Source organism: Niveibacterium microcysteis, from assembly GCF_017161445.1.
GTDB classification, from domain to species: Bacteria; Pseudomonadota; Gammaproteobacteria; order Burkholderiales; family Rhodocyclaceae; genus Niveibacterium; species Niveibacterium microcysteis.
Map to the genome: position 1 here is coordinate 2,530,028 of NZ_CP071060.1, position 18,988 is coordinate 2,549,015.

General features: G+C 63.2%; 13 protein-coding genes. 7 read left to right on the plus strand and 6 right to left on the minus strand.

Going from position 1 to position 18,988, the window contains the following annotated elements:
* Positions 1 to 38 precede the first annotated feature (38 nt).
* Together map and JY500_RS11435 are read left to right on the plus strand one after the other, a co-directional pair.
* On the plus strand, positions 39 to 857 hold the full coding sequence (gene map, locus JY500_RS11430) for a type I methionyl aminopeptidase (RefSeq protein ID WP_172203140.1): 819 nt from the start codon (positions 39 to 41) through the stop codon (positions 855 to 857).
* A 4-nt stretch (positions 858 to 861) separates the two neighbouring features.
* Positions 862 to 3,444, plus strand: coding sequence for a [protein-PII] uridylyltransferase (locus JY500_RS11435; protein ID WP_206252428.1), 2,583 nt, complete (start codon positions 862 to 864; stop codon positions 3,442 to 3,444).
* Between the two features lie 22 nt (positions 3,445 to 3,466).
* On the opposite strand, the gene def is transcribed toward JY500_RS11435, so the two are convergent.
* On the minus strand, positions 3,467 to 4,000 hold the full coding sequence (def, locus tag JY500_RS11440) for a peptide deformylase (protein ID WP_206252430.1): 534 nt from the start codon (positions 3,998 to 4,000) through the stop codon (positions 3,467 to 3,469).
* Positions 4,001 to 4,010: 10 nt separating this feature from the next.
* A complete protein-coding gene (locus tag JY500_RS11445; RefSeq protein ID WP_172202713.1) occupies positions 4,011 to 4,745 on the minus strand; it encodes an S-methyl-5'-thioinosine phosphorylase in 735 nt (244 codons plus the stop codon).
* A gap of 125 nt (positions 4,746 to 4,870) precedes the next feature.
* On the opposite strand from JY500_RS11445, the gene typA reads away from it, so the two are divergent.
* Positions 4,871 to 6,688 carry a translational GTPase TypA gene (gene typA / locus JY500_RS11450; protein ID WP_172202714.1) on the plus strand — a complete coding sequence of 606 codons (1,818 nt, stop codon included), beginning with the start codon at positions 4,871 to 4,873 and terminating at the stop codon, positions 6,686 to 6,688.
* A 107-nt stretch (positions 6,689 to 6,795) separates the two neighbouring features.
* Here typA and galU read toward each other — a convergent pair whose 3' ends face one another.
* From galU to smc, 4 genes are read right to left on the minus strand one after another with little or no spacing between them, the layout of a single operon-like run.
* Complete coding sequence (gene galU, locus JY500_RS11455) at positions 6,796 to 7,671, minus strand: UTP--glucose-1-phosphate uridylyltransferase GalU (RefSeq protein WP_172202715.1); 876 nt, start codon at positions 7,669 to 7,671, stop codon at positions 6,796 to 6,798.
* Positions 7,668 to 9,743, minus strand: a complete 2,076-nt coding sequence (gene ligA, locus JY500_RS11460; RefSeq protein WP_206252431.1) for an NAD-dependent DNA ligase LigA — start codon at positions 9,741 to 9,743, stop codon at positions 7,668 to 7,670. Before ligA ends, galU begins: the two co-directional genes overlap by 4 nt.
* A 9-nt stretch (positions 9,744 to 9,752) precedes the next feature.
* Entirely contained in the window at positions 9,753 to 10,838 is a 1,086-nt protein-coding gene (locus tag JY500_RS11465) for a cell division protein ZipA C-terminal FtsZ-binding domain-containing protein (protein ID WP_172202717.1), read from the minus strand.
* Between the two features lie 8 nt (positions 10,839 to 10,846).
* Positions 10,847 to 14,377: a chromosome segregation protein SMC gene (gene smc / locus JY500_RS11470; RefSeq protein WP_206252439.1), complete on the minus strand. Its 3,531-nt coding sequence runs from the start codon at positions 14,375 to 14,377 to the stop codon at positions 10,847 to 10,849.
* A 166-nt stretch (positions 14,378 to 14,543) separates the two neighbouring features.
* Here smc and dapC point away from each other — a divergent pair, with 166 nt between their 5' ends.
* Genes dapC through dapE form a run of 4 tightly spaced genes read left to right on the plus strand, consistent with a single transcriptional unit; the run spans position 14,544 to position 18,979 of the window.
* On the plus strand, positions 14,544 to 15,749 hold the full coding sequence (dapC, locus tag JY500_RS11475; RefSeq protein WP_172202719.1) for a succinyldiaminopimelate transaminase: 1,206 nt from the start codon (positions 14,544 to 14,546) through the stop codon (positions 15,747 to 15,749).
* A 38-nt stretch (positions 15,750 to 15,787) separates the two neighbouring features.
* Positions 15,788 to 16,606, plus strand: coding sequence for a 2,3,4,5-tetrahydropyridine-2,6-dicarboxylate N-succinyltransferase (dapD, locus tag JY500_RS11480; RefSeq protein WP_172202720.1), 819 nt, complete (start codon positions 15,788 to 15,790; stop codon positions 16,604 to 16,606).
* 33 nt (positions 16,607 to 16,639) lie between these two features.
* Complete coding sequence (locus JY500_RS11485; protein WP_172202721.1) at positions 16,640 to 17,821, plus strand: PilT/PilU family type 4a pilus ATPase; 1,182 nt, start codon at positions 16,640 to 16,642, stop codon at positions 17,819 to 17,821.
* 15 nt (positions 17,822 to 17,836) lie between these two features.
* Complete coding sequence (gene dapE / locus JY500_RS11490; RefSeq protein ID WP_206256464.1) at positions 17,837 to 18,979, plus strand: succinyl-diaminopimelate desuccinylase; 1,143 nt, start codon at positions 17,837 to 17,839, stop codon at positions 18,977 to 18,979.
* The last annotated feature ends 9 nt before the right edge of the window (positions 18,980 to 18,988 follow it).

Genomic DNA, 18,988 nt, shown 5'->3' on the forward strand with positions numbered 1-18,988 from the left:
CTAACCTTTCGGTTTATCCCGCTGCAGCCAGAAGAACAATGAGCGTCACAATCAAGACCCCCGCAGAAATCGAAGCGATGCGCGTTGCCGGCCGCTTGGCCTCAGAGGTGCTGGACTTCATTACCCCGCATGTGCAGCCCGGCGTGACCACTGAAGCGCTGGATCAGCTGTGCCACGACTATATGGTGAACGTGCAGGGGACGATTCCGGCGCCGCTGAACTACGCCCCACCCGGCTACAAGCCGTACCCGAAGTCGATCTGCACCTCGATCAACCATCAGGTATGCCACGGAATACCCGCAAACAAGCAGCTCAAGCGTGGCGACATCGTCAACCTCGACATCACCGTCATCAAGGACGGTTTCCACGGTGATACCAGCCGGATGTTCATCGTCGGTGGCGAGGCCAGCATTCTTGCAAAACGCCTCTGTCACATTACCTACGAGTGCATGTGGCTGGGCATCGCGCAGGTACGCCCCGGCGCGCATCTGGGTGACATCGGCCACGCAATTCAACGCCACGCAGAGGCCGCAGGGTTCTCGGTGGTACGTGAGTTCTGTGGTCACGGCATCGGCCGGAACTTCCATGAAGAACCGCAAGTGGTGCATTACGGCCGCCCTGGCACTGGGCTCGAGCTGAAGCCGGGCATGATCTTCACGATCGAGCCGATGATCAATGCCGGCAAGGCCGCGATCTCTGAGCTTCCTGATGGCTGGACCATTGTCACGAAGGATCGAAGCCTGTCCGCGCAGTGGGAACACACCGTCGTGGTCACCGAAACCGGCGTCGAGGTCCTGACCCGTTCATCCGGCACCCCCGCGATTCCGGATATCGTCGCGAAACAGTTCGCAGCCTGAGCCGATGAACAGCCCTGTTGGCAGCGACGACCTTCGGTCGGTCGCAGAGACGCTGCGCAAACGAATCACCGACGGACGCGCGCAGCTTCGCGAAAAGTTCGACGCGAAACCAGATCCGGCTCGGCTTCTCTGCGAGAACGCCGAGCTCGTCGATGGCGTCCTCCGAGACCTCTGGTCCGCAGCCAGCCTGCCGCCGAATTCAGCGCTTGTAGCCGTTGGCGGCTATGGACGCGGCCATCTGTATCCACATTCGGACGTCGACATCCTGATCCTGCTCGGCGACGAGCCGGAGCGCGCAGCTCGCCAACGCATCGAACAGCTGGTCGGGGTGTTTTGGGATATCGGGCTTGAGGTCGGTCACAGCGTCCGCACCATCGAGGAATGCCTTGAGGAGTCCGAGCGCGACGTTACCGTCCAGACCAATCTGCTCGAAGCACGCTGGCTGGCCGGCGACGAAGAGCTCGTTGCCAGTCTCCTCGCCCAGCATCGCGCCGCACTGCATCTCCCGAGCTTCTTCATTGCCAAGCGAGCGGAGCAGGAGCAGCGGTACAACCGGTTCAACGACACCCCCTACTCGCTCGAGCCGAATTGCAAGGAAAGCCCGGGCGGCCTGCGCGACCTGCAAACGCTCGTCTGGATTTCGCTCGCATCAGGCCTTGGCTCAAGCTGGGAGGCGCTCGCCGAACAGGGGCTCGTAACACAGGAAGAATGCGCCGAACTGAACAAGTCAGAGCGCTTCCTGCAAAACTTGCGGATCCGGCTGCACCGCCTTACCCGCCGACGGGAAGACCGGATTCTGTTCGACCACCAGGAAGCCCTCGCTCGCTCGCTCAGCATCAGCGCCACTTCGACGCGCCGCGCGTCCGAAGTCATGATGCAGCGCTACTACCTGGTCGCCAAGAAGGTCACCCAGCTCAACGCGCTGCTGTTGCAGAACCTCGCCAGCCGCATCCTGCCCAGCGGCCTGGACACGCCCACACCGATCGATGCGCGTTTCTGCAAACGACAGAATCTGCTCGACGTACTCGATGACAAGCTCTTCATCAAAGAGCCGTCGGCGATCCTGGACGCGTTCCTGCTGCTGGAGCAGCACGACGAACTCAAAGGCATGACGGCGCGCACCCTTCGCGCCCTGTGGCAGAGCCGAGGCCGGGTTGATGCTGCGTTTCGCCGGAATCCGGAAAACCGCCGGCGCTTCGTCGCCCTGTTCCAGCAACCGCAGGGCATTACGCACGTTTTCCGTTGGTTGAATCAGTACGGCATCCTCGGCCGCTACATCCCTGCATTCGGACAGATCGTCGGGCAAATGCAGCATGACCTGTTCCACGTATACACCGTGGATCAGCACATCCTGCAAGTCATGCGAAACGTGCGCCGGATGACGATGGATGAGCACGCGCACGAGTATCCGCTGTGCACTCGCCTGATCAGTGCATTCGACCGCAACTGGCTCCTCTATATTGCGGCACTGTTCCACGACATCGCCAAGGGACGCGGCGGCGATCACTCCAAGCTGGGCATGAGCGATGCACGCCATTTCTGCGAAGACCACGGCATCTCGCCCGAAGACACCGACCTCGTCGAATGGTTGGTCGGCGAGCATTTGACGATGTCGCAGATCGCCCAGAAGAGCGATCTTTCGGACCCAGACGTCATTCGTGGGTTTGCGGCGCTGGTCAAGGATGAACGACGCCTCACGGCGCTGTACTTGCTGACCCACGCAGATATTCGCGGCACCAGTCCGAAGGTCTGGAACGGCTGGAAGGCGAAGCTGCTTGAAGACCTTTTCCTGACCACACAGCGCCTGCTACGGGGCGATACACCGGTACAGGCCAAGGGCCTGGCCGAACGCCAGGACGAAGCGCGGGCACGCCTGCGCTTCTACGGCCTCGTCGAGGGCGTTGAACGCCCGCTGTGGGAAGAACTCGACACCGTCTACTTCATGCGCCACGACATCGACGAGATCGTCTGGCATACGCGCATGCTGTACTACCGCCCCGCGGGGGGCGAGGCCGTCGTCAAGGCGCGACCGAGCCAGGTGGAGCAAGGCCTTCAGGTGATGGTTTACGCGCCAGATTCGCAAGACATGTTCATGCGCCTGTGCGGTTTCTTCAGCCGCCAAGGCCTGAGCATTCTGGATGCCAAGATCCATACGACGCGCCACAACTATGCGCTGGACAGCTTCGTGCTGATGGACCCAAGTGGTGACGAGAACTACCGCGACATCGTTCCGCTGATCGAACACGACCTCGCGCAGCGGTTACGCAATCAGGGGCCCATCGACAAACCCGGCTCCGGGCGCCTTTCCCGTCAGGTCAGGCACTTTCCGATTACGCCGGAAGTGGCAATCCGGCCCGACGAGCGCGGTCAGCACTACATCCTGTCAGTTGCAGCGGCCGACCGGCCTGGGCTGCTCTTCGATATCGCGAGTGTCTTGGCGGAATGCCGGGTGAATCTTCATACAGCGAAGATCGCTACGCTCGGCGAGCGAGCCGAGGATACCTTCCTGATCTCCGGCCCCGAGCTGGGCGCAACAAGCGCTGTCGTGCGGCTCGAAGGGGCGCTACTCGCACGCCTTCAGCAATAGCGATCGGGCGACGACCGTTCCTTTAGTCGTCGCCAACCGCATCCAGCCCGGGAAAGAGGATGTCGGTGAAGCCGAAGCGGCGGAAATCCTGCACCCGCATCGGGTAAAGCACGCCGTCGAGGTGGTCGCACTCATGCTGCACGACGCGCGCATGGAAGCCACTCGCTTCTCGTTCGATCACCTCACCCGACACACCAAAACCTGAGTAGTGCAGGCGTGCGTAGCGCGGCACGACACCGCGAAAACCCGGCACTGACAAACAGCCCTCCCATCCCTCCTCCATCTCGTCGCCGAGGAAGGTGATGGTCGGATTGCACAGCACGGTCAAGGGAACCGGCTCCGCATCGGGATACCGCGGGCTGCGCTCGACGCCGAAAATCACGACGCGAAGATCGACGCCAATCTGAGGCGCCGCCAAACCCGCACCACTGAGATGGCGCATCGTATCAAGCATGTCCGCCACCAGCGCATGAAGCTCGGGTGTATCGAAATGCTCGACGGGACGGGCAACACGCAGCAGCCGGGCATCGCCCATACGCAGGACTTCCCGAATCATGGCGCCGGCCTCAGCCGCAGATCCGGTCAATCACATGCCGCACGCGGCCCATCGCAGCTTGGGCGGTTTGCTCGATTTTCTCGAAGCGGATCTCGTGCTCGCTGTCCGCGCGCCCCGCCGCCCAATTGACCACTACATTTAGGGCCGCATACGGTAGATCGAGCTCGCGCGCCAAAGCCGCTTCGGGCATACCGGTCATCCCCACGACATCCGCTCCATCGCGGGCAAGGCGTTCGATTTCGGCGGCAGTCTCCAGCCGTGGGCCTTGGGTAGCCGCGTACACGGCGCCATCGACCACCGCTTCCCCCGCTTCGACGGCGGCAGCGAGGATGCGACGCCGCAACACAGAATCGTACGGCTCGGTGAAATCGACATGTACAACTGGACCATCGACGCCATCAAAGAACGTGCCTCGGCGGCTGTGGGTGTAGTCGATGATCTGGTGCGGCACGACCAGCACGCCAGGCCCAAGGTCAGCGCGAATCCCGCCCACCGAGGCCACGGACAGCACGCCCGTCGCGCCGGCCTTGTGCAGGGCCCACATGTTGGCGCGGTAGTTGACCATGTGCGGCGGAATCGTATGGCCGTAACCATGACGTGCTAGAAAGACCACATTCATGCTGCAAACTCGGCCGAACAGCAGCACCCCGGAGGGTTCGCCGTACGGGGTGCGCACCACCTCGCGACGTTCGATGTTCAGGTTGGCGAGCTGGGTGAGTCCGCTACCGCCGATGATCGCGAGCATGAAGATGGCCTTCCGGTGAATTCTGGTTAGCCGAAAATGGTAGCACGCAGCATTCCGGATTTTCGCTGCACCGCGGCATGCCCGTGCTAGAATCTTGCCCTTTTTCAAAGACTTGGCAAAAACCAATGAGCCGCGCAATCCGTAACATCGCCATCATCGCTCACGTCGACCACGGCAAAACCACGCTGGTCGACCAGCTCCTGCGCCAATCCGGCACCTTCCGTGAAAACCAGCAGGTCGCAGAACGCGTGATGGACTCCAACGATCTGGAAAAGGAGCGCGGCATCACGATTCTTGCCAAGAACTGCGCCATCCAGTACGGCGAGACCCATATCAACATCGTCGACACCCCTGGACACGCTGACTTTGGCGGTGAAGTCGAACGCGTGCTGTCGATGGTCGACGGCGTGCTGCTGCTGGTCGATGCGGTCGAAGGCCCGATGCCCCAGACCCGCTTCGTCACCCGCAAGGCGCTCGCAATGGGGCTGAAGCCGATCGTCGTGATCAACAAGATCGACCGCCCGGGCTCGCGTCCGGACTGGGTGATCAACCACACCTTCGATCTCTTCGACAAACTCGGCGCGACCGAAGAGCAGCTCGACTTCCCGGTCGTGTACGCCTCGGCACTGAACGGCTACGCGATGCTGGAGGCTGACAAGCCCGGCACCGACATGACCGCGCTGTACGAAGCGATCCTGAAGCATGTGCCGCAACCTGAAGTGGACGCGGACGCACCGCTGCAACTGCAGATCTGCTCGCTCGACTACTCGACCTACGTCGGTCAGCTGGGGATTGGCCGCATCCGTGCCGGCCGTATCCGCCCGAACCAGGAAGTGGTCGTCATGTACGGCGAAGAAAACCGCGGCAAGGCAAAGATCGGCCAAGTGCTGACCTTCAAGGGCCTTGAACGCAGCCAGGCTGAGTCCGCCGAAGCAGGCGACATCGTGCTCGTGTCGGGTATCGATCAGGTGAACATCGGCGTCACGATCTGTGATCCGGAGAAGCCCGAGGGCATGAAGCCGATCGCCGTCGATGAACCGACGCTGACGATGAACTTCATGGTCAACTCGTCACCGCTCGCCGGCCGCGAAGGCAAGTTCGTAACGAGCCGCCAGATCCGCGAGCGCCTCGAGAAGGAACTGCTGAAGAACGTCGCGCTGCGCGTGAATTACACCGGCGATTCGGACGTATTCGAAGTCTCCGGCCGTGGCGAACTGCACCTGACCATCCTGCTCGAAAACATGCGCCGTGAAGGCTACGAACTGGCCGTTGGTCGCCCGCGCGTGGTGTTCAAGGAAATCAACGGCGAGAAGTGCGAGCCGTATGAAATGCTGACGGTGGACGTGGAAGAAAACCACCAGGGCGCAGTGATGGAAGAACTCGGCCGCCGCCGTGGCGAACTGCAAGACATGCAGCCGGACGGCAAGGGTCGTGTGCGTCTCGAATACCGCATTCCCGCACGTGGCCTGATCGGCTTCCAGGGTGAATTCCTGACGCTGACCCGCGGCACCGGCCTCGCCAGCCATGTGTTCGACGACTACGGCCCGATGGCCGGTGTAATGGCAGAGCGTCGCAACGGCGTGCTGATCTCGCAGAACGATGGCGAGGCCGTGGCCTACGCGTTGTGGAACCTGCAAGACCGCGGTCGCATGTTCGTCAGCCCGGGTGAAGCGCTGTACGAAGGCATGATCATCGGTATCCACACCCGCGACAACGACTTGGTCGTCAACCCGATCAAGGGCAAGCAGCTGACCAACGTGCGTGCGTCGGGCACCGATGAGGCTGTGCGTCTGACGCCGCCGATCTCGCTGACGCTGGAGTCGGCGATCGAGTTCATCGCTGACGACGAAATTGTCGAGATCACGCCGAAGTCGATCCGCCTGCGCAAGCGCCACCTGAAGGAAACCGACCGCAAGCGCGCCGCGAAGAACGACGCAGCCTGATTGAGTGCGGCTTCGGCCGCATCAAACAAAAAGGGCAGCCGCATGGCTGCCCTTTCTTTTTGCACATCGGTTGGGTTTTGTCCCAACCGCCATGGCCGACGGCAAGGTCAGGCGTGACCGAATCGCTCTGCCAGGAAACGTTTGAAGTCCGCGCCGATCTCCGGATGGCGCATGCCCAGTTCGACCGTGGCTTTCAGGTAACCAAGCTTGTCGCCGCAGTCATAGCGCGTGGCGTCGAATCGATACGCCAACACGGACTCTTCACGCAACAGCGCGGAAATCGCATCGGTCAATTGCAACTCGCCGTGTGTACCCGGCTTCAGGTTGCGCAGGTGCTCAAAGATTTGCGGCGTCAGGATATAGCGGCCGACCACCGCGAGGTTGGAAGGCGCTTCCTCAGGCTTGGGCTTTTCGACAATGCCCGAGATGCGGCGCAGATCGCCCGAGTCTTTCTCGGTACTCACCACACCGTAAGAGCCCGTCGCCTCACGCGGCACTTCCATCACGCCGAGCACCGAGCAACGGTTGTAGTTAAAGACGTCCGCCATCTGCTTGGTGACGGACGTGGCACCGTCCAGCAGATCGTCCGCCAGCAGCACGGCAAAAGGCTCATTGCCCACCACCGCTTCCGCACACAAAACCGCATGCCCCAGACCCAGCGCCTCGGCTTGGCGAATGAAGATGCAATTGACGCCCTTCGGAATCGTGTCTTCGACGATCTTGAGCATGTCGTGTTTGCCACGGGTCACGAGCTCGTTCTCGAGCTCATAGGCCTTGTCGAAATGGTCAGCGATCGCGCGCTTGGTACGCCCGATGATGAAAACCATATCAGTGATGCCCGCATCGGCCGCCTCTTCCACCGCGTACTGGATGATCGGCTTGTCGACGATCGGCAGCATTTCCTTGGGCATGACCTTGGTTGCCGGCAGGAAGCGGCTACCCAGCCCCGCTACCGGAAATACAGCCTTGCGAATTCGCTTCATTGTTCTTGATCCATTGTTTGGGGCCCAGCACTGCTTTCACGCAGCAGCGCGAGGAGTGCATCCTCGTCGAGGATCGTAATGCCCAACTGTTGCGCCTTGTCGAGCTTGGAGCCGGCCTCGGAGCCGGCCACCACGTAACTGGTCTTCTTCGACACCGAACCTGCCACCTTGCCGCCTTGCGCCTCGATCAACGCGGTGGCTTCGTCGCGCGACAGTGTCGGCAGAGTGCCGGTCAGCACGAATGTCTTGCCGCTCAGGGGGGCGGTTGCGGCAGCATCGGCAAGGCCTGCTGATTCCGGCCAGTGCACGCCCGCCGCCCGAAGCTGTTCGACCACCTCGCGGTTGTGTGCCTCCGCAAAGAAGCCCGCGATGCTTGCAGCCACGATCGGCCCGACGTCCGGCACCGCAAGCAGGGCCGTTTCATCAGCGGCCATCAACGCGTCAAGGGTGCCGAAGTGCCGTGCGAGATCCTTCGCAGTCGCTTCACCCACGTTGCGAATGCCCAGGGCGTAGATGAAGCGCGCGAGGGTGGTGCTCCGACTGCGATCGATCGCGTCGACAAGATTCTGGGCTGACTTCTCGGCCATCCGGTCGAGGTTGGCGAGCGCAAGCACGCCCAGTTTGTAGACATCGGCCGGCGTACGAATGATCGCCGCATCGACGAGTTGATCCACCAGCTTGTCGCCGAGCCCCTCGATATCCATCGCGCGACGCGAGGCAAAATGCAGCAGTGCCTGCTTGCGCTGAGCCGGGCAGTAAAGACCGCCACTGCAACGATGGTCCGCCTCGCCCTCTTCCCGCGTGACGGCAGAGCCACACACGGGGCAGCTTTGGGGCATTACAAAGGCTGTCGTCCCCTCGGGACGACGCTCGGGCAAGGAAGCAACGATCTCGGGAATCACATCGCCGGCGCGCCGAACAACCACGCTGTCACCGACTCGCACACCCTTGCGCGTGACCTCGTCTTGGTTATGCAGCGTCACGTTTGTTACGGTCACACCTCCGACGAAGACAGGCTCCAAGCGCGCAACCGGCGTCAGTTTCCCCGTCCGGCCGACCTGCACCTCGATTCCCTGAACCCGCGTCATGACTTCCTGTGCCGGGTACTTGTGGGCGACCGCCCAGCGTGGCTCACGGGTACGGAAGCCGAGCCGGCGTTGAAGCGCCAGCGAATTGACCTTGTAGACGACACCATCGATGTCGAATGGCAGTGCATCGCGCTGCGCGCCGACGCGATCATGAAAGGCGATCAGCCCCTCCGCCCCGAGTGCCACGCAGCGCTCGCTGCAGACCGGGAAGCCCCATTGCGCGAGTTGGTCGAGCAGCGCACCGTGACTGTCCGCCCCTCCCCAACCCGTCGTTTCACCGATGCCGTAGGCAAAGAAGGACAGTGGGCGCTGCGCGCTGATCGCAGGGTCGAGCTGACGCACGCTTCCGGCCGCCGCGTTGCGCGGATTGACGAAAGTCTTTTCACCACGCGCCATCTGCCGCTCGTTCATGCGCGCAAAATCGTCGCGCCGCATGTAGACCTCTCCGCGCACCTCAAAGACTTCAGGTGGGGTGTCGGTACGAAGTCGAAGCGGTATCTGGCGGATCGCGCGGATATTCTGCGTGACGTCTTCGCCGGTTTCGCCGTCACCGCGGGTTGCCGCCTGCACCAGAATACCGCGCTCGTAGCGCAAGCTGATTGCGAGCCCGTCAAACTTCAGCTCCGCGGCATATTCAACCGGCGGATCGGTTTCGGTCAGCTCAAGCTCACGACGCACTTGCGCGTCGAATGCGCGAGCGCCGCTCGCCTCGGTGTCGGTCTCGGTTCGGATGGAGAGCATCGGCACGGCGTGCCGAACCGGCGCGAACTGCGCGAGAGCTTTGCCGCCGACCCGTTGGGTCGGCGAATCGGCGGTGCAAAGTTCCGGATACTCGGTTTCGAGCGCTTGCAGCGCCTGAAATAACCGGTCGTACTCCGCGTCTGGAACAAGAGGTTCGTCCAGGACGTAATAGGCATGGCTGTAGCGCTCGAGCGTCGCCCGCAAGGTGGCGGCCTGCTCGAACGCCTCACGAGGCGCGATCATCGGAAGCCCTCAGGTGAAGAGGCGCAGTGCGAGGGTGCTGCCTGCCGGCACGCCCTGGCGATCCATCTGCTCCTGGAACTGCTGCACCTGGCTGCGGATCATCGAGAGTGAGGCGTCACTGAGTGGCTTGCCATTGTCATCGACCAGGTGTCCATGCAACGCGCCGGCAAACTGCCGCGCAAGCGCCACCATGCGATCGAAGGCCTCAATGCCCGCTGCCACGCGGGGCACATCAAGGCTCAGGGTGACCCCACTGCTGCTGCCGTGGCGTAGCGATTCCGGCGAGAAGAGCGCGGCGTCGCGATTGGCAAGGACGAACAGGCTCTGCCCTGCATCGTCACGAGCATGGAAGCAGCCGTCACCATCGAGCACCATGCCCGCCGCCTCGGCCAGCCCGCGCAACTTCGTGCCCGGGAAGGCATGCTCCCCAGCAACCACATTGACCGCGATCTGGATGTCGAGCGCTGCGCAGAACTGATCAACGCCCTGGGCCAGGGTCAGGGCTTCGCCGCGGTCCATGAAGCGCGGCACCGCCATGAACTGATCGCAGACTCGCTGAATTGCCGCGCAGAATGCGTCGACCTCACGTTCGCCGACCGCGCCACGGCGATCCGCCAGCTGCATCGCTGCGCTCATGCGCGTGAAACTGCGTTTGTCACCGGCGTCGAGCGCAACCCAGGCGTGGGCCGCATCATCGAATCCGTACCAACGCACGGCGCGATGCACCTGCGACAACGGGCCACCAGCGCCCTGAACTAGGGCCCCGCCGATCACACCGGCGGGGGCTTCGATACGCGCAACGCAGTCAATCGCGCGCGCTTCAAGTGGCAATTCGGGTTCGGCCGCGCGGCCAATCGGCGGTTGCGCGGGGATGCGCGCAGACGCGGGTTCGAGCCGCCCGCCCGGTTCTACCGGTTCTGCCGGGCCGCTTGCAGCACCCGCGCCCTCCAGCAGAACGTCGCGATGCTCCGAGCGAAACGCCTTTTCGGCGTTGCGGCGGGCCTTGCGTTCCTGCCAGGCGTTGTAACCGAGAACCAACACCACCACGCCGGCGCCGGAACCAATCAGACCATAAAGGAGTTCGTTGCCTGCCATGAGACCTCTCAAGCTGCGACTGGGTCGGCCAGGCGCAGCGCTTCTTCGATATCCACCTCGACCACGCGGGAGACGCCCTGCTCCTGCATCGTGACGCCCACCAGCTGGCGCGCCAGCTCCATCGTGATCTTGCTGTGACTGATAAACATGAACTGCGTGATGGACGACATGCGTTTGACCATCGCACAGAACCGTTCGGTGTTGGCGTCGTCGAGCGGTGCATCGACCTCGTCGAGCAGGCAGAACGGCGCCGGATTGAGTTGAAAGAACGAAAACACCAGCGCGATTGCGGTCAGCGCTTTCTCTCCACCGGACAACAAGTGGATTGAACTGTTCTTCTTGCCAGGCGGGCGCGCCACGATCTGGATGCCCGCGTCGAGAATTTCGTCGCCGGTCAGGATCAGCTGCGCCTCGCCACCGCCGAATAGCTGTGGGAAGAGCTCGCCAAACTGACGATTGACCGTATTGTACGTCTCCTGCAATTGCTCCCGAGTCTCGCGGTCGATACGCCGGATTGCATCCTCCAGCGTACCGATTGCCTCGTTCAGGTCACCTGACTGCGCATCAAGGTAGCCTTTCCGCTCTTCGGCGGCGAGCAACTCTTCCACTGCCGCAAGGTTTACCGGCCCCAGATCGGCCAGCTCGCGGGTAAGGCGGTTGATCTCCCGCACCAGCGTCTGGTCCTTCGGGCCCGCCGCAAGCCGAGCGGCGAACTCATTTTCGTCGAGTTCGATCTCCGCAAGTCGCTCGTCGTACTGCTGCTGACCCAGCTCTGCCGCCTGCAACTTAAGGCGCGCCTCTGCCAAAGCGTCGTTCAAGGGGCGCAGCGCGAGTTCGGCGCGCAGACGGGCTTCGTCGAGTTCCCGCAGGCGGGTCGCAGCGACGTCGAGCGCTTCGCGACTTTGCGCCAGCATCGCCTCGCGCGCTTCGCGCATCTCCAGCGCGCCCTGCAAGGCATCGCCGATCGGCGTTTCGTCCAGGCCGGCCTGCTCTGCTTCAGCGGCCTCGCGCTCACGCGCACAACGCACGATCTGCTCGGCGGCCTGAGCAAGCTGGCGCGCCAGGTCGTCGAGTTTGCCGCGGCACTCGCGTTCGGAGAACGCAGCCTCCTGCACTTCGCGCGCGAGTTGCTGCTCCTGCTGGCGGAGTGCGCGCAGCGCATTGTCCTGCTGCTGGGCGATGCCCTCGGTCGCTTCAAGCCGTTCACGCAGTTGCTCTGCGCGCTCTTCCTGTACCGACTGCGCGGTGATTGCAGTTTCCAGGTGAGTCCGTTCCGCGGCGACCTGCAAGTCGAGCTCTTCGATGTCGCGCAGCAGCTGGCCTGCGCGTTCATCGTAGCGTTGCCGAGCCTGCCCAAGCTGAACTGCGGCGAGCTGTTCGCGATGCGCGGTCTGTTGGGCGGCCTGATGCTCGCGACGCAGCGTGGTGAGCGATTCCTGCGCACGATGGCTTGCCGCTTCAGCCTCCGCCAGCGCGGCATGAGCCGCAGCGGCCTCTGCCTCCAGCGCTTCGACGTGCGCTTCAAGCTCTTCGAGTTCGCGCTGGCGTTCCAGCACACCGTGGCTGCCGGCATCAGCCCGCAGCCAAGAGCATGCCGCGCGGCTCAGCTCGCGCCCTGCCCGGTCGATCAGGCGCACGCCCAGGGGCAGTGTTCCGGCTTGCGCGAGCCATTCGCGACAATCCTCAACCGCCCGAACACCATGCAGCCATACGGCAAGCCCAGAGGCCCAATCTGGCAACTCCAGCTGAACCAAGCTACGGAGCGGCACACCCGGCAACGACTGCGCCGGCTCCTCCACATTCGTCGATGCGGTAAGCGGCAAGGCGAGCGACACGCTGGCCGGCGGCTGCGAAGCAAGCGCGTCACCGGCGGTTGCTGCGTCAGCGATCTGCAAGGCGTTGAAGTGCTCGCGCAGCGCCGTTTCCAGCGCCAACTCCCAGCCTGCCTCTACGCGCAGCGATTGCCACAGCGGCCTGGCACTATCAAGGCCACGCGCTTTCAGCCAGTCGGCCAACGCCCCGGGCGCAGCGGCCTTCTGCTGAATTCGCAACAACGCCTCGCGTCGTGCCCGCGCCTCGGTGAGCTGGCGATTGGTCTGGCGTTCGGCATCTTGTGCTGAGCGCACCGCCGCGAGCAGCGCAGGCAGGTTTGCGGTGCCGTCATCCAGCGCTTCCTGCAGTTGCTCCAGGCGACCGGCGGCGAGTTCAGCCGCTGCTTCCGCTCGCGCTAGGGCCTCTGCATCGGGCGCCTGCAGACCGTGGCGTTCGCCCTCGATACGCATGCGGCGTTGCGCGAGCGTATCGAGGGCGCGCAGCGCGCTCGCGCGGCGCGTCTCTTCAACCCGCAACTGCTGCTCGGTGCTGCCCAGCTCGTGCCGCAGGGAGCGTGTCGCCGCCTGAGCGCCGGCGAGCGCGTCCTCGGCCGAGGGGAGCCGCGCTGCAAGTTCCTCGTGGCGCGCCTGGGCTTGTTCGTGACGCAGCCCTGCCGCATCAAGAAGGCTCTCCCAGCGCTGGCGGTCGCCTTCCGCGGCGTCGCGTTGCGCGATCCAGCGCGCCTCGTCGGTGAGCAGCTGCCCGACCCGGCTGCCAAGCATTTGACGACGCTCGCGCATACGCGTCATTTCGCCTTCGAGTCGGGTCACTTCACCGTTCGCGGCGTAAAGGTCCGCCTGGGCGGCGTGTAGCGCGTCCGATGCCTTGTAATGGGCTTCGCGGGCCGTCTCGGCAAGCGCCTCGGCTTCGCGCAAACGGGCCGTCTCGGCCTCGATCCGTGCAGTGGTTTCCGCCACCGCCGCGGCGACTCGGGCTGCATCCTCGCGCGCTTCATTGCGGCGCAGCAACCACAACAGGATCTGTTGCTCGCGCAGGGCCTCGTTGAGGGACTTATATCGGCGAGCCACCTCGGCCTGGCCTGAGAGGCGCTCGATCTGCGCACCGAGTTCGTTGCGGATGTCCTCGACGCGTGCGAGGTTGTCGCGCGCATCGGACAGGCGACCTTCGGTCTCCTTGCGCCGTTCCTTGTACTTGGTAACCCCCGCCGCTTCTTCAAGAAAGCCGCGGACATCCTCGGGGCGCGCTTCGATGATGCGCGAGATCATGCCCTGTTCGATGATCGCGTAAGCGCGCGGCCCAAGGCCGGTACCAAGGAACAGGTCGATCACGTCCTTACGACGGACGTGGATATTGTTGATCCAGTAGCTCGATTCGCCGCTGCGATCGAGTACGCGCTTGACCGATATCTCGGCGTACTGCGACCACTGACCGGCCGCGCGCCCCTCGGCGTTGTCGAATACCAGTTCGACGCTCGCACGGCTGACCGGCTTGCGCGTGGTCGACCCGTTGAAGATCACGTCCATCATCGATTCGCCGCGCAGCGCGCCGGCGCGGGATTCGCCGAGTACCCAGCGGACCGCATCGATGATGTTGGACTTGCCGCAGCCATTCGGGCCGACAACGCCGACCAGCTGACCGGGCGTGAGCACGGTCGTTGGATCGACGAAGGACTTGAACCCGGCGAGTTTGAGCTTGGAAAGGCGCACGTGAGCAGAACCGGAACTGGCGTGGGCGCGGCAATCGGCGGCGCGGCGGGCAAAACGGGTGGCTATAATATCACCCCCGCAACGCTGCCCGGCATGCCATGTGGCAAGCCGCAACGCGCAGCGCCAAGCCCGTCACACCGACCGCAAGCCTCGCCTGGAGCCTGATTTGAATCCGCGCCTCGACCTGCTGCAGCCCTATCCGTTCGAACGCCTTCGCCAGCTGTTTGCCGGCGTCGAGCCTCCGGCCGGGCTGCGCCCGGTGCGGCTCTCGATCGGCGAGCCACAGCACGCCACCCCGGCCTTCATTCAAGAAGCGCTGGTAATGAACCTGCGCGGGCTCTCGGCGTATCCAACCACTGCCGGTGGCGACGCCCTGCGCGAGACAATTGCCGCGTGGCTGACACAGCGTTATGCGCTGACACCAATTGACCCCGCCCATGAGGTACTGCCCGTGTGTGGCTCGCGCGAGGCCTTGTTCGCGTTTGCTCAGGCGGTCGTCGATGCCAGTGCCGCGAAACCGCTGGTGGTCTGCCCGAACCCGTTCTATCAGATCTACGAAGGCGCGGCGCTGCTCTCCGGCGCCGAGCCCGTTTTCCTGAATCAGTTGCCCGAGAACGACTTCGGCCTCGATCTGGATTCGCTCAGCGCGGCCGAATGGTCCCGCGTTCAGCTGATGTTCGTCTGCTCGCCCGGCAACCCGACCGGCAAGGTGCTGCAGCTCGAAGACTGGAAACGTCTGTTCGAGTACGCAGACCGCTATGGCTTTGTGATTGCGGCCGACGAGTGCTACTCGGAAATCTACTTCGATGAAGGCAAGCCGCCGCTGGGTGCGCTGGAGGCGGCCAAGGCGCTCGGCCGCACTGGCTACGAGCGCCTGGTCGTGTTTTCAAGCCTTTCAAAGCGCTCGAACGTGCCCGGATTGCGTTCGGGCTTCGTCGCAGGCGATCGCGCAGTGCTCAAGCAGTTCCTGCTTTATCGCACCTACCACGGCTGTGCGATGAGTCTTCCAGTGCAGGCGGCAAGCGTGGCTGCGTGGCGAGACGAAACCCATGTGCGCGACAATCGAACGCTTTATCGCGAAAAGTTCGCGGCACTCAAGCCGGTTCTGGACCCAGCGCTGCCAGTGCAATTGCCCGACGCCGGGTTCTACTTCTGGGCCCGCACGCCAATCGACGACCGCGAGTTCGCACGGGAGTTGTTTGCCGCAACGCATGTGACCGTGCTGCCCGGTCAGTTCCTCTCGCGTGAGAGCCGCGGCGTGAACCCGGGTGCAGGCTTTGTCCGGATTGCACTGGTGGCGTCGCACGAAGAGTGCATCGAGGCCGCGCAGCGTATTGCATCGTTTGTCGCGCGACGCTTCGGCGCCGCCTGATCTACCGTTTTCAACCACCAATTATCGAGGTCCCCCTGATGAGCAACCTGCAAACCATCATCGAAAACGCCTGGGAACAGCGCGCCGAAATCAATCCGAGCAACGTGGCCGCAGAACTGCGCGACGCGATCGAGCACACGATTGCCGATCTGGACGCCGGCCGCGTGCGCGTGGCGGAGAAGATTGACGGCGCATGGGTGACGCATCAGTGGGTGAAGAAGGCCGTATTGCTGTCTTTCCGCGCCAACGACAACGTGCTGACCGACGACGGCGTGAACAAGTACTTCGACAAGGTGCCGACCAAGTTCGCGAACTGGACCGAAGCAGACTTCCGCGCTGCCGGTTTCCGCGCGACGCCCGGTTCGGTTGCCCGCCGCGGCAGCTTTGTGGCCCGCAATGCGGTGCTGCTGCCCTCGTACCTGAACATTGGCGCCTACGTTGATGAAGGCACGATGGTCGACACCTGGGTGACCGTCGGCTCCTGCGCACAGATCGGCAAGAACGTGCACCTCTCGGGCGGCGTGGGCATTGGCGGCGTGCTGGAGCCGATGCAGGCCAACCCGACGATCATCGAAGACAACTGCTTCATCGGCGCACGCTCCGAGATCGTGGAAGGCGTGATCGTTGAAGAGAATTCGGTGATCTCGATGGGCGTGTACATCGGCCAGAGCACCAAGATCTACGATCGCGAGACCGGCACCGTCAGCTATGGCCGCATCCCGGCCGGCTCGGTAGTGGTTTCCGGCAACCTGCCCTCCTCCGATGGCAAGTACAGTCTGTACTGCGCAGTCATCGTGAAGAAGGTGGATGCAAAGACCCGCGCGAAGACCAGCATCAACGATCTGCTGCGCGCCTAAAACCGAATCCAGCCAAACAGAGAGCGGCGGACCATGATCCTCGACAAGCTGTTCCAGCTAATGGGCGACAAACATGCGTCGGACATTTTTGTCTCGGCGGGCGCGCCCATCCACATCAAGATCCAGGGCACCGTGATGCCGGTGAACCAGCAGGTAATGGAGCCTGCAGTCATCCAGCGCATGGCCTACGAAATGATGACGCCGGAACAGATCCAGTCCTTCGAGAAGACGAAGGAGCTGAACCTGTCGTTCGGCCGCCGCGATCTGGGCAATTTCCGCGTCAACATGTTCTGGCAGCGCGGCTCAATCGCCATCGTCGTACGGTTCATTCAGGGTGAGATTCCGCAGCTCCACTCGCTCGGCCTGCCCGATTCGCTGGCCGATCTGATCCTCGAGAAGCGCGGCCTGATCCTGGTCGTCGGCTCCACCGGTTCGGGCAAGTCGACGACCATGGCATCGATGCTGGATCACCGGAACAACACGAAACCGGGCCACATCCTCACACTGGAAGACCCGATCGAGTATCTGTTCCGGCACAAGCGCTCGGTGGTCAACCAGCGCGAAGTCGGCCTCGACACGCACGACTGGCATATCGCGCTGAAGAACGCGATGCGTCAGGCGCCGGATTGCATCCTGATCGGTGAAATCCGCGACCGCGAGACAATGCAGGCAGCAATTGCCTATGCGCAGACCGGTCACCTGTGTCTTGCCACGCTGCATGCAAACAACGCCTACCACGCGCTGAACCGGATCGCGAACTTCTTCCCGCTCGAGAATCGCACCCTGCTCTACCTCGACCTTTCGGTCGCGCTGCGGGCAATCATCTCGCAGCGCCTGGTGAAGCGGCCGGACGGTCGCCGCATTCCTGCGGTGGAGCTCCTTTCGAATACCCGCCACATCGCAGACCTGATCGAGAAGGGCAATTTCCCCGAGATCAAGGAAGCGATGGAGCAATCGCTGGCACCCAGCTCGCAAACCTTCGAGCAAGACCTCTTCCGACTCTACAAGGAAGGCACCATCTCGCTCGACGAAGCGCTCGGCAACGCCGACTCGCCGACGAACCTTGCCTGGCTGATCAACAACCAGCAACTCGGCGGCACCGAGCTTGAGAACCAGTCGACGCAACCGCCGATCATCGATTTCGAGCAAAGCGAAACCGACGGTGCGTCGTTCAAGTCCTTCACGCTGCACATGGACGAGTCGTCCCCTTCCTGACCCCACAAGAACGCGATAACAACAGTGCATTCCCCGACACGAGCCCTCACCGAAGCGCTGATCCGGCGCGCGTCCGTCACCCCCAAGGATGAGGGTTGCCTCGAACTGATCGAGGAGCGCCTTGCGCCCCTCGGCTTCCGCTTCGAGCGCATCGAAGCCAACGGCGTCAGCAACCTCTGGGCACGTCGCGGTACCGCCCGGCCAGTGCTGTGCTTTGCCGGCCATACCGATGTGGTGCCGACCGGGCCGATCGTCGAATGGGAGAGCCATCCGTTCGATCCGGTCGAGCGCGACGGCTACCTTTATGGCCGCGGCACCGCCGACATGAAGACCTCGCTGGCCGCTTTCGTCACCGCAATCGAGGCCTTCGTTGCGGCCCACCCTGATCATCCTGGCTCGATCGCGCTGCTGCTGACCTCTGACGAGGAAGGTGTGGCGACCCACGGCACAAAAATCGTCGTCGAAACACTCGCCGCGCGCGGTGAGGCGATGGACTTCTGCGTGGTGGGCGAACCGACGTCGGTCGACACCCTCGGCGACATGATCAAGAACGGCCGCCGTGGTTCGCTCAACGCGCTGTTGCGGGTAATCGGGGTACAGGGCCATGTGGCGTATCCGCAGCTCGCACGCAACCCGATCCACCTGATTGCGCCCGCACTCGCAGAACTGACCGCGATCGAATGGGATAGCGGGGACGAGTATTTCCCCCCGACGAGCTTCCAGATTTCAAACATCCACTCGGGTACGGGCGCGACCAATATCGTCCCCGGTTCGCTCGAGATGCGCTTCAACTTCCGCTTCTCACCAGCCAGCCCGGCCGAGATGCTGAAGCAGCGGGTGCATCAGGTGCTGGACGCCCATCACCTGCATTACGAGATCGACTGGCAGCTCTCGGGCAACCCGTTCCTCACGCCGCGCGGCAAGCTCGTCGACGCGATGGAGGGTGCAATTGAGGCCGCCACCGGCATCAAGCCGGAACTATCGACGACCGGCGGTACGTCGGACGGCCGATTCATCGCCACGCACTGCCCCGAGGTAGTCGAGTTCGGCCCGGTGAATGCGAGCATCCACAAAGTTAACGAACGCATCGCCGTATCGGCGATCGAACCGCTGTCCGTTGCCTATCGCGGCATCATTGAACGCCTGCTTCTCGCCTGAAAGATCGAC

Excerpts from the sequence above, each read along its gene's own strand:
- map (WP_172203140.1), top strand. The coding sequence starts at position 39 with ATGAGCGTCACAATCAAGACCCCCGCAGAAATCGAAGCGATGCGCGTT.
- JY500_RS11435 (WP_206252428.1), top strand. The coding sequence starts at position 862 with ATGAACAGCCCTGTTGGCAGCGACGACCTTCGGTCGGTCGCAGAGACG.
- def (WP_206252430.1), bottom strand. The coding sequence starts at position 4,000 with ATGATTCGGGAAGTCCTGCGTATGGGCGATGCCCGGCTGCTGCGTGTT.
- JY500_RS11445 (WP_172202713.1), bottom strand. The coding sequence starts at position 4,745 with ATGCTCGCGATCATCGGCGGTAGCGGACTCACCCAGCTCGCCAACCTG.
- typA (WP_172202714.1), top strand. The coding sequence starts at position 4,871 with ATGAGCCGCGCAATCCGTAACATCGCCATCATCGCTCACGTCGACCAC.
- galU (WP_172202715.1), bottom strand. The coding sequence starts at position 7,671 with ATGAAGCGAATTCGCAAGGCTGTATTTCCGGTAGCGGGGCTGGGTAGC.
- ligA (WP_206252431.1), bottom strand. The coding sequence starts at position 9,743 with ATGATCGCGCCTCGTGAGGCGTTCGAGCAGGCCGCCACCTTGCGGGCG.
- JY500_RS11465 (WP_172202717.1), bottom strand. The coding sequence starts at position 10,838 with ATGGCAGGCAACGAACTCCTTTATGGTCTGATTGGTTCCGGCGCCGGC.
- dapD (WP_172202720.1), top strand. The coding sequence starts at position 15,788 with ATGAGCAACCTGCAAACCATCATCGAAAACGCCTGGGAACAGCGCGCC.
- JY500_RS11485 (WP_172202721.1), top strand. The coding sequence starts at position 16,640 with ATGATCCTCGACAAGCTGTTCCAGCTAATGGGCGACAAACATGCGTCG.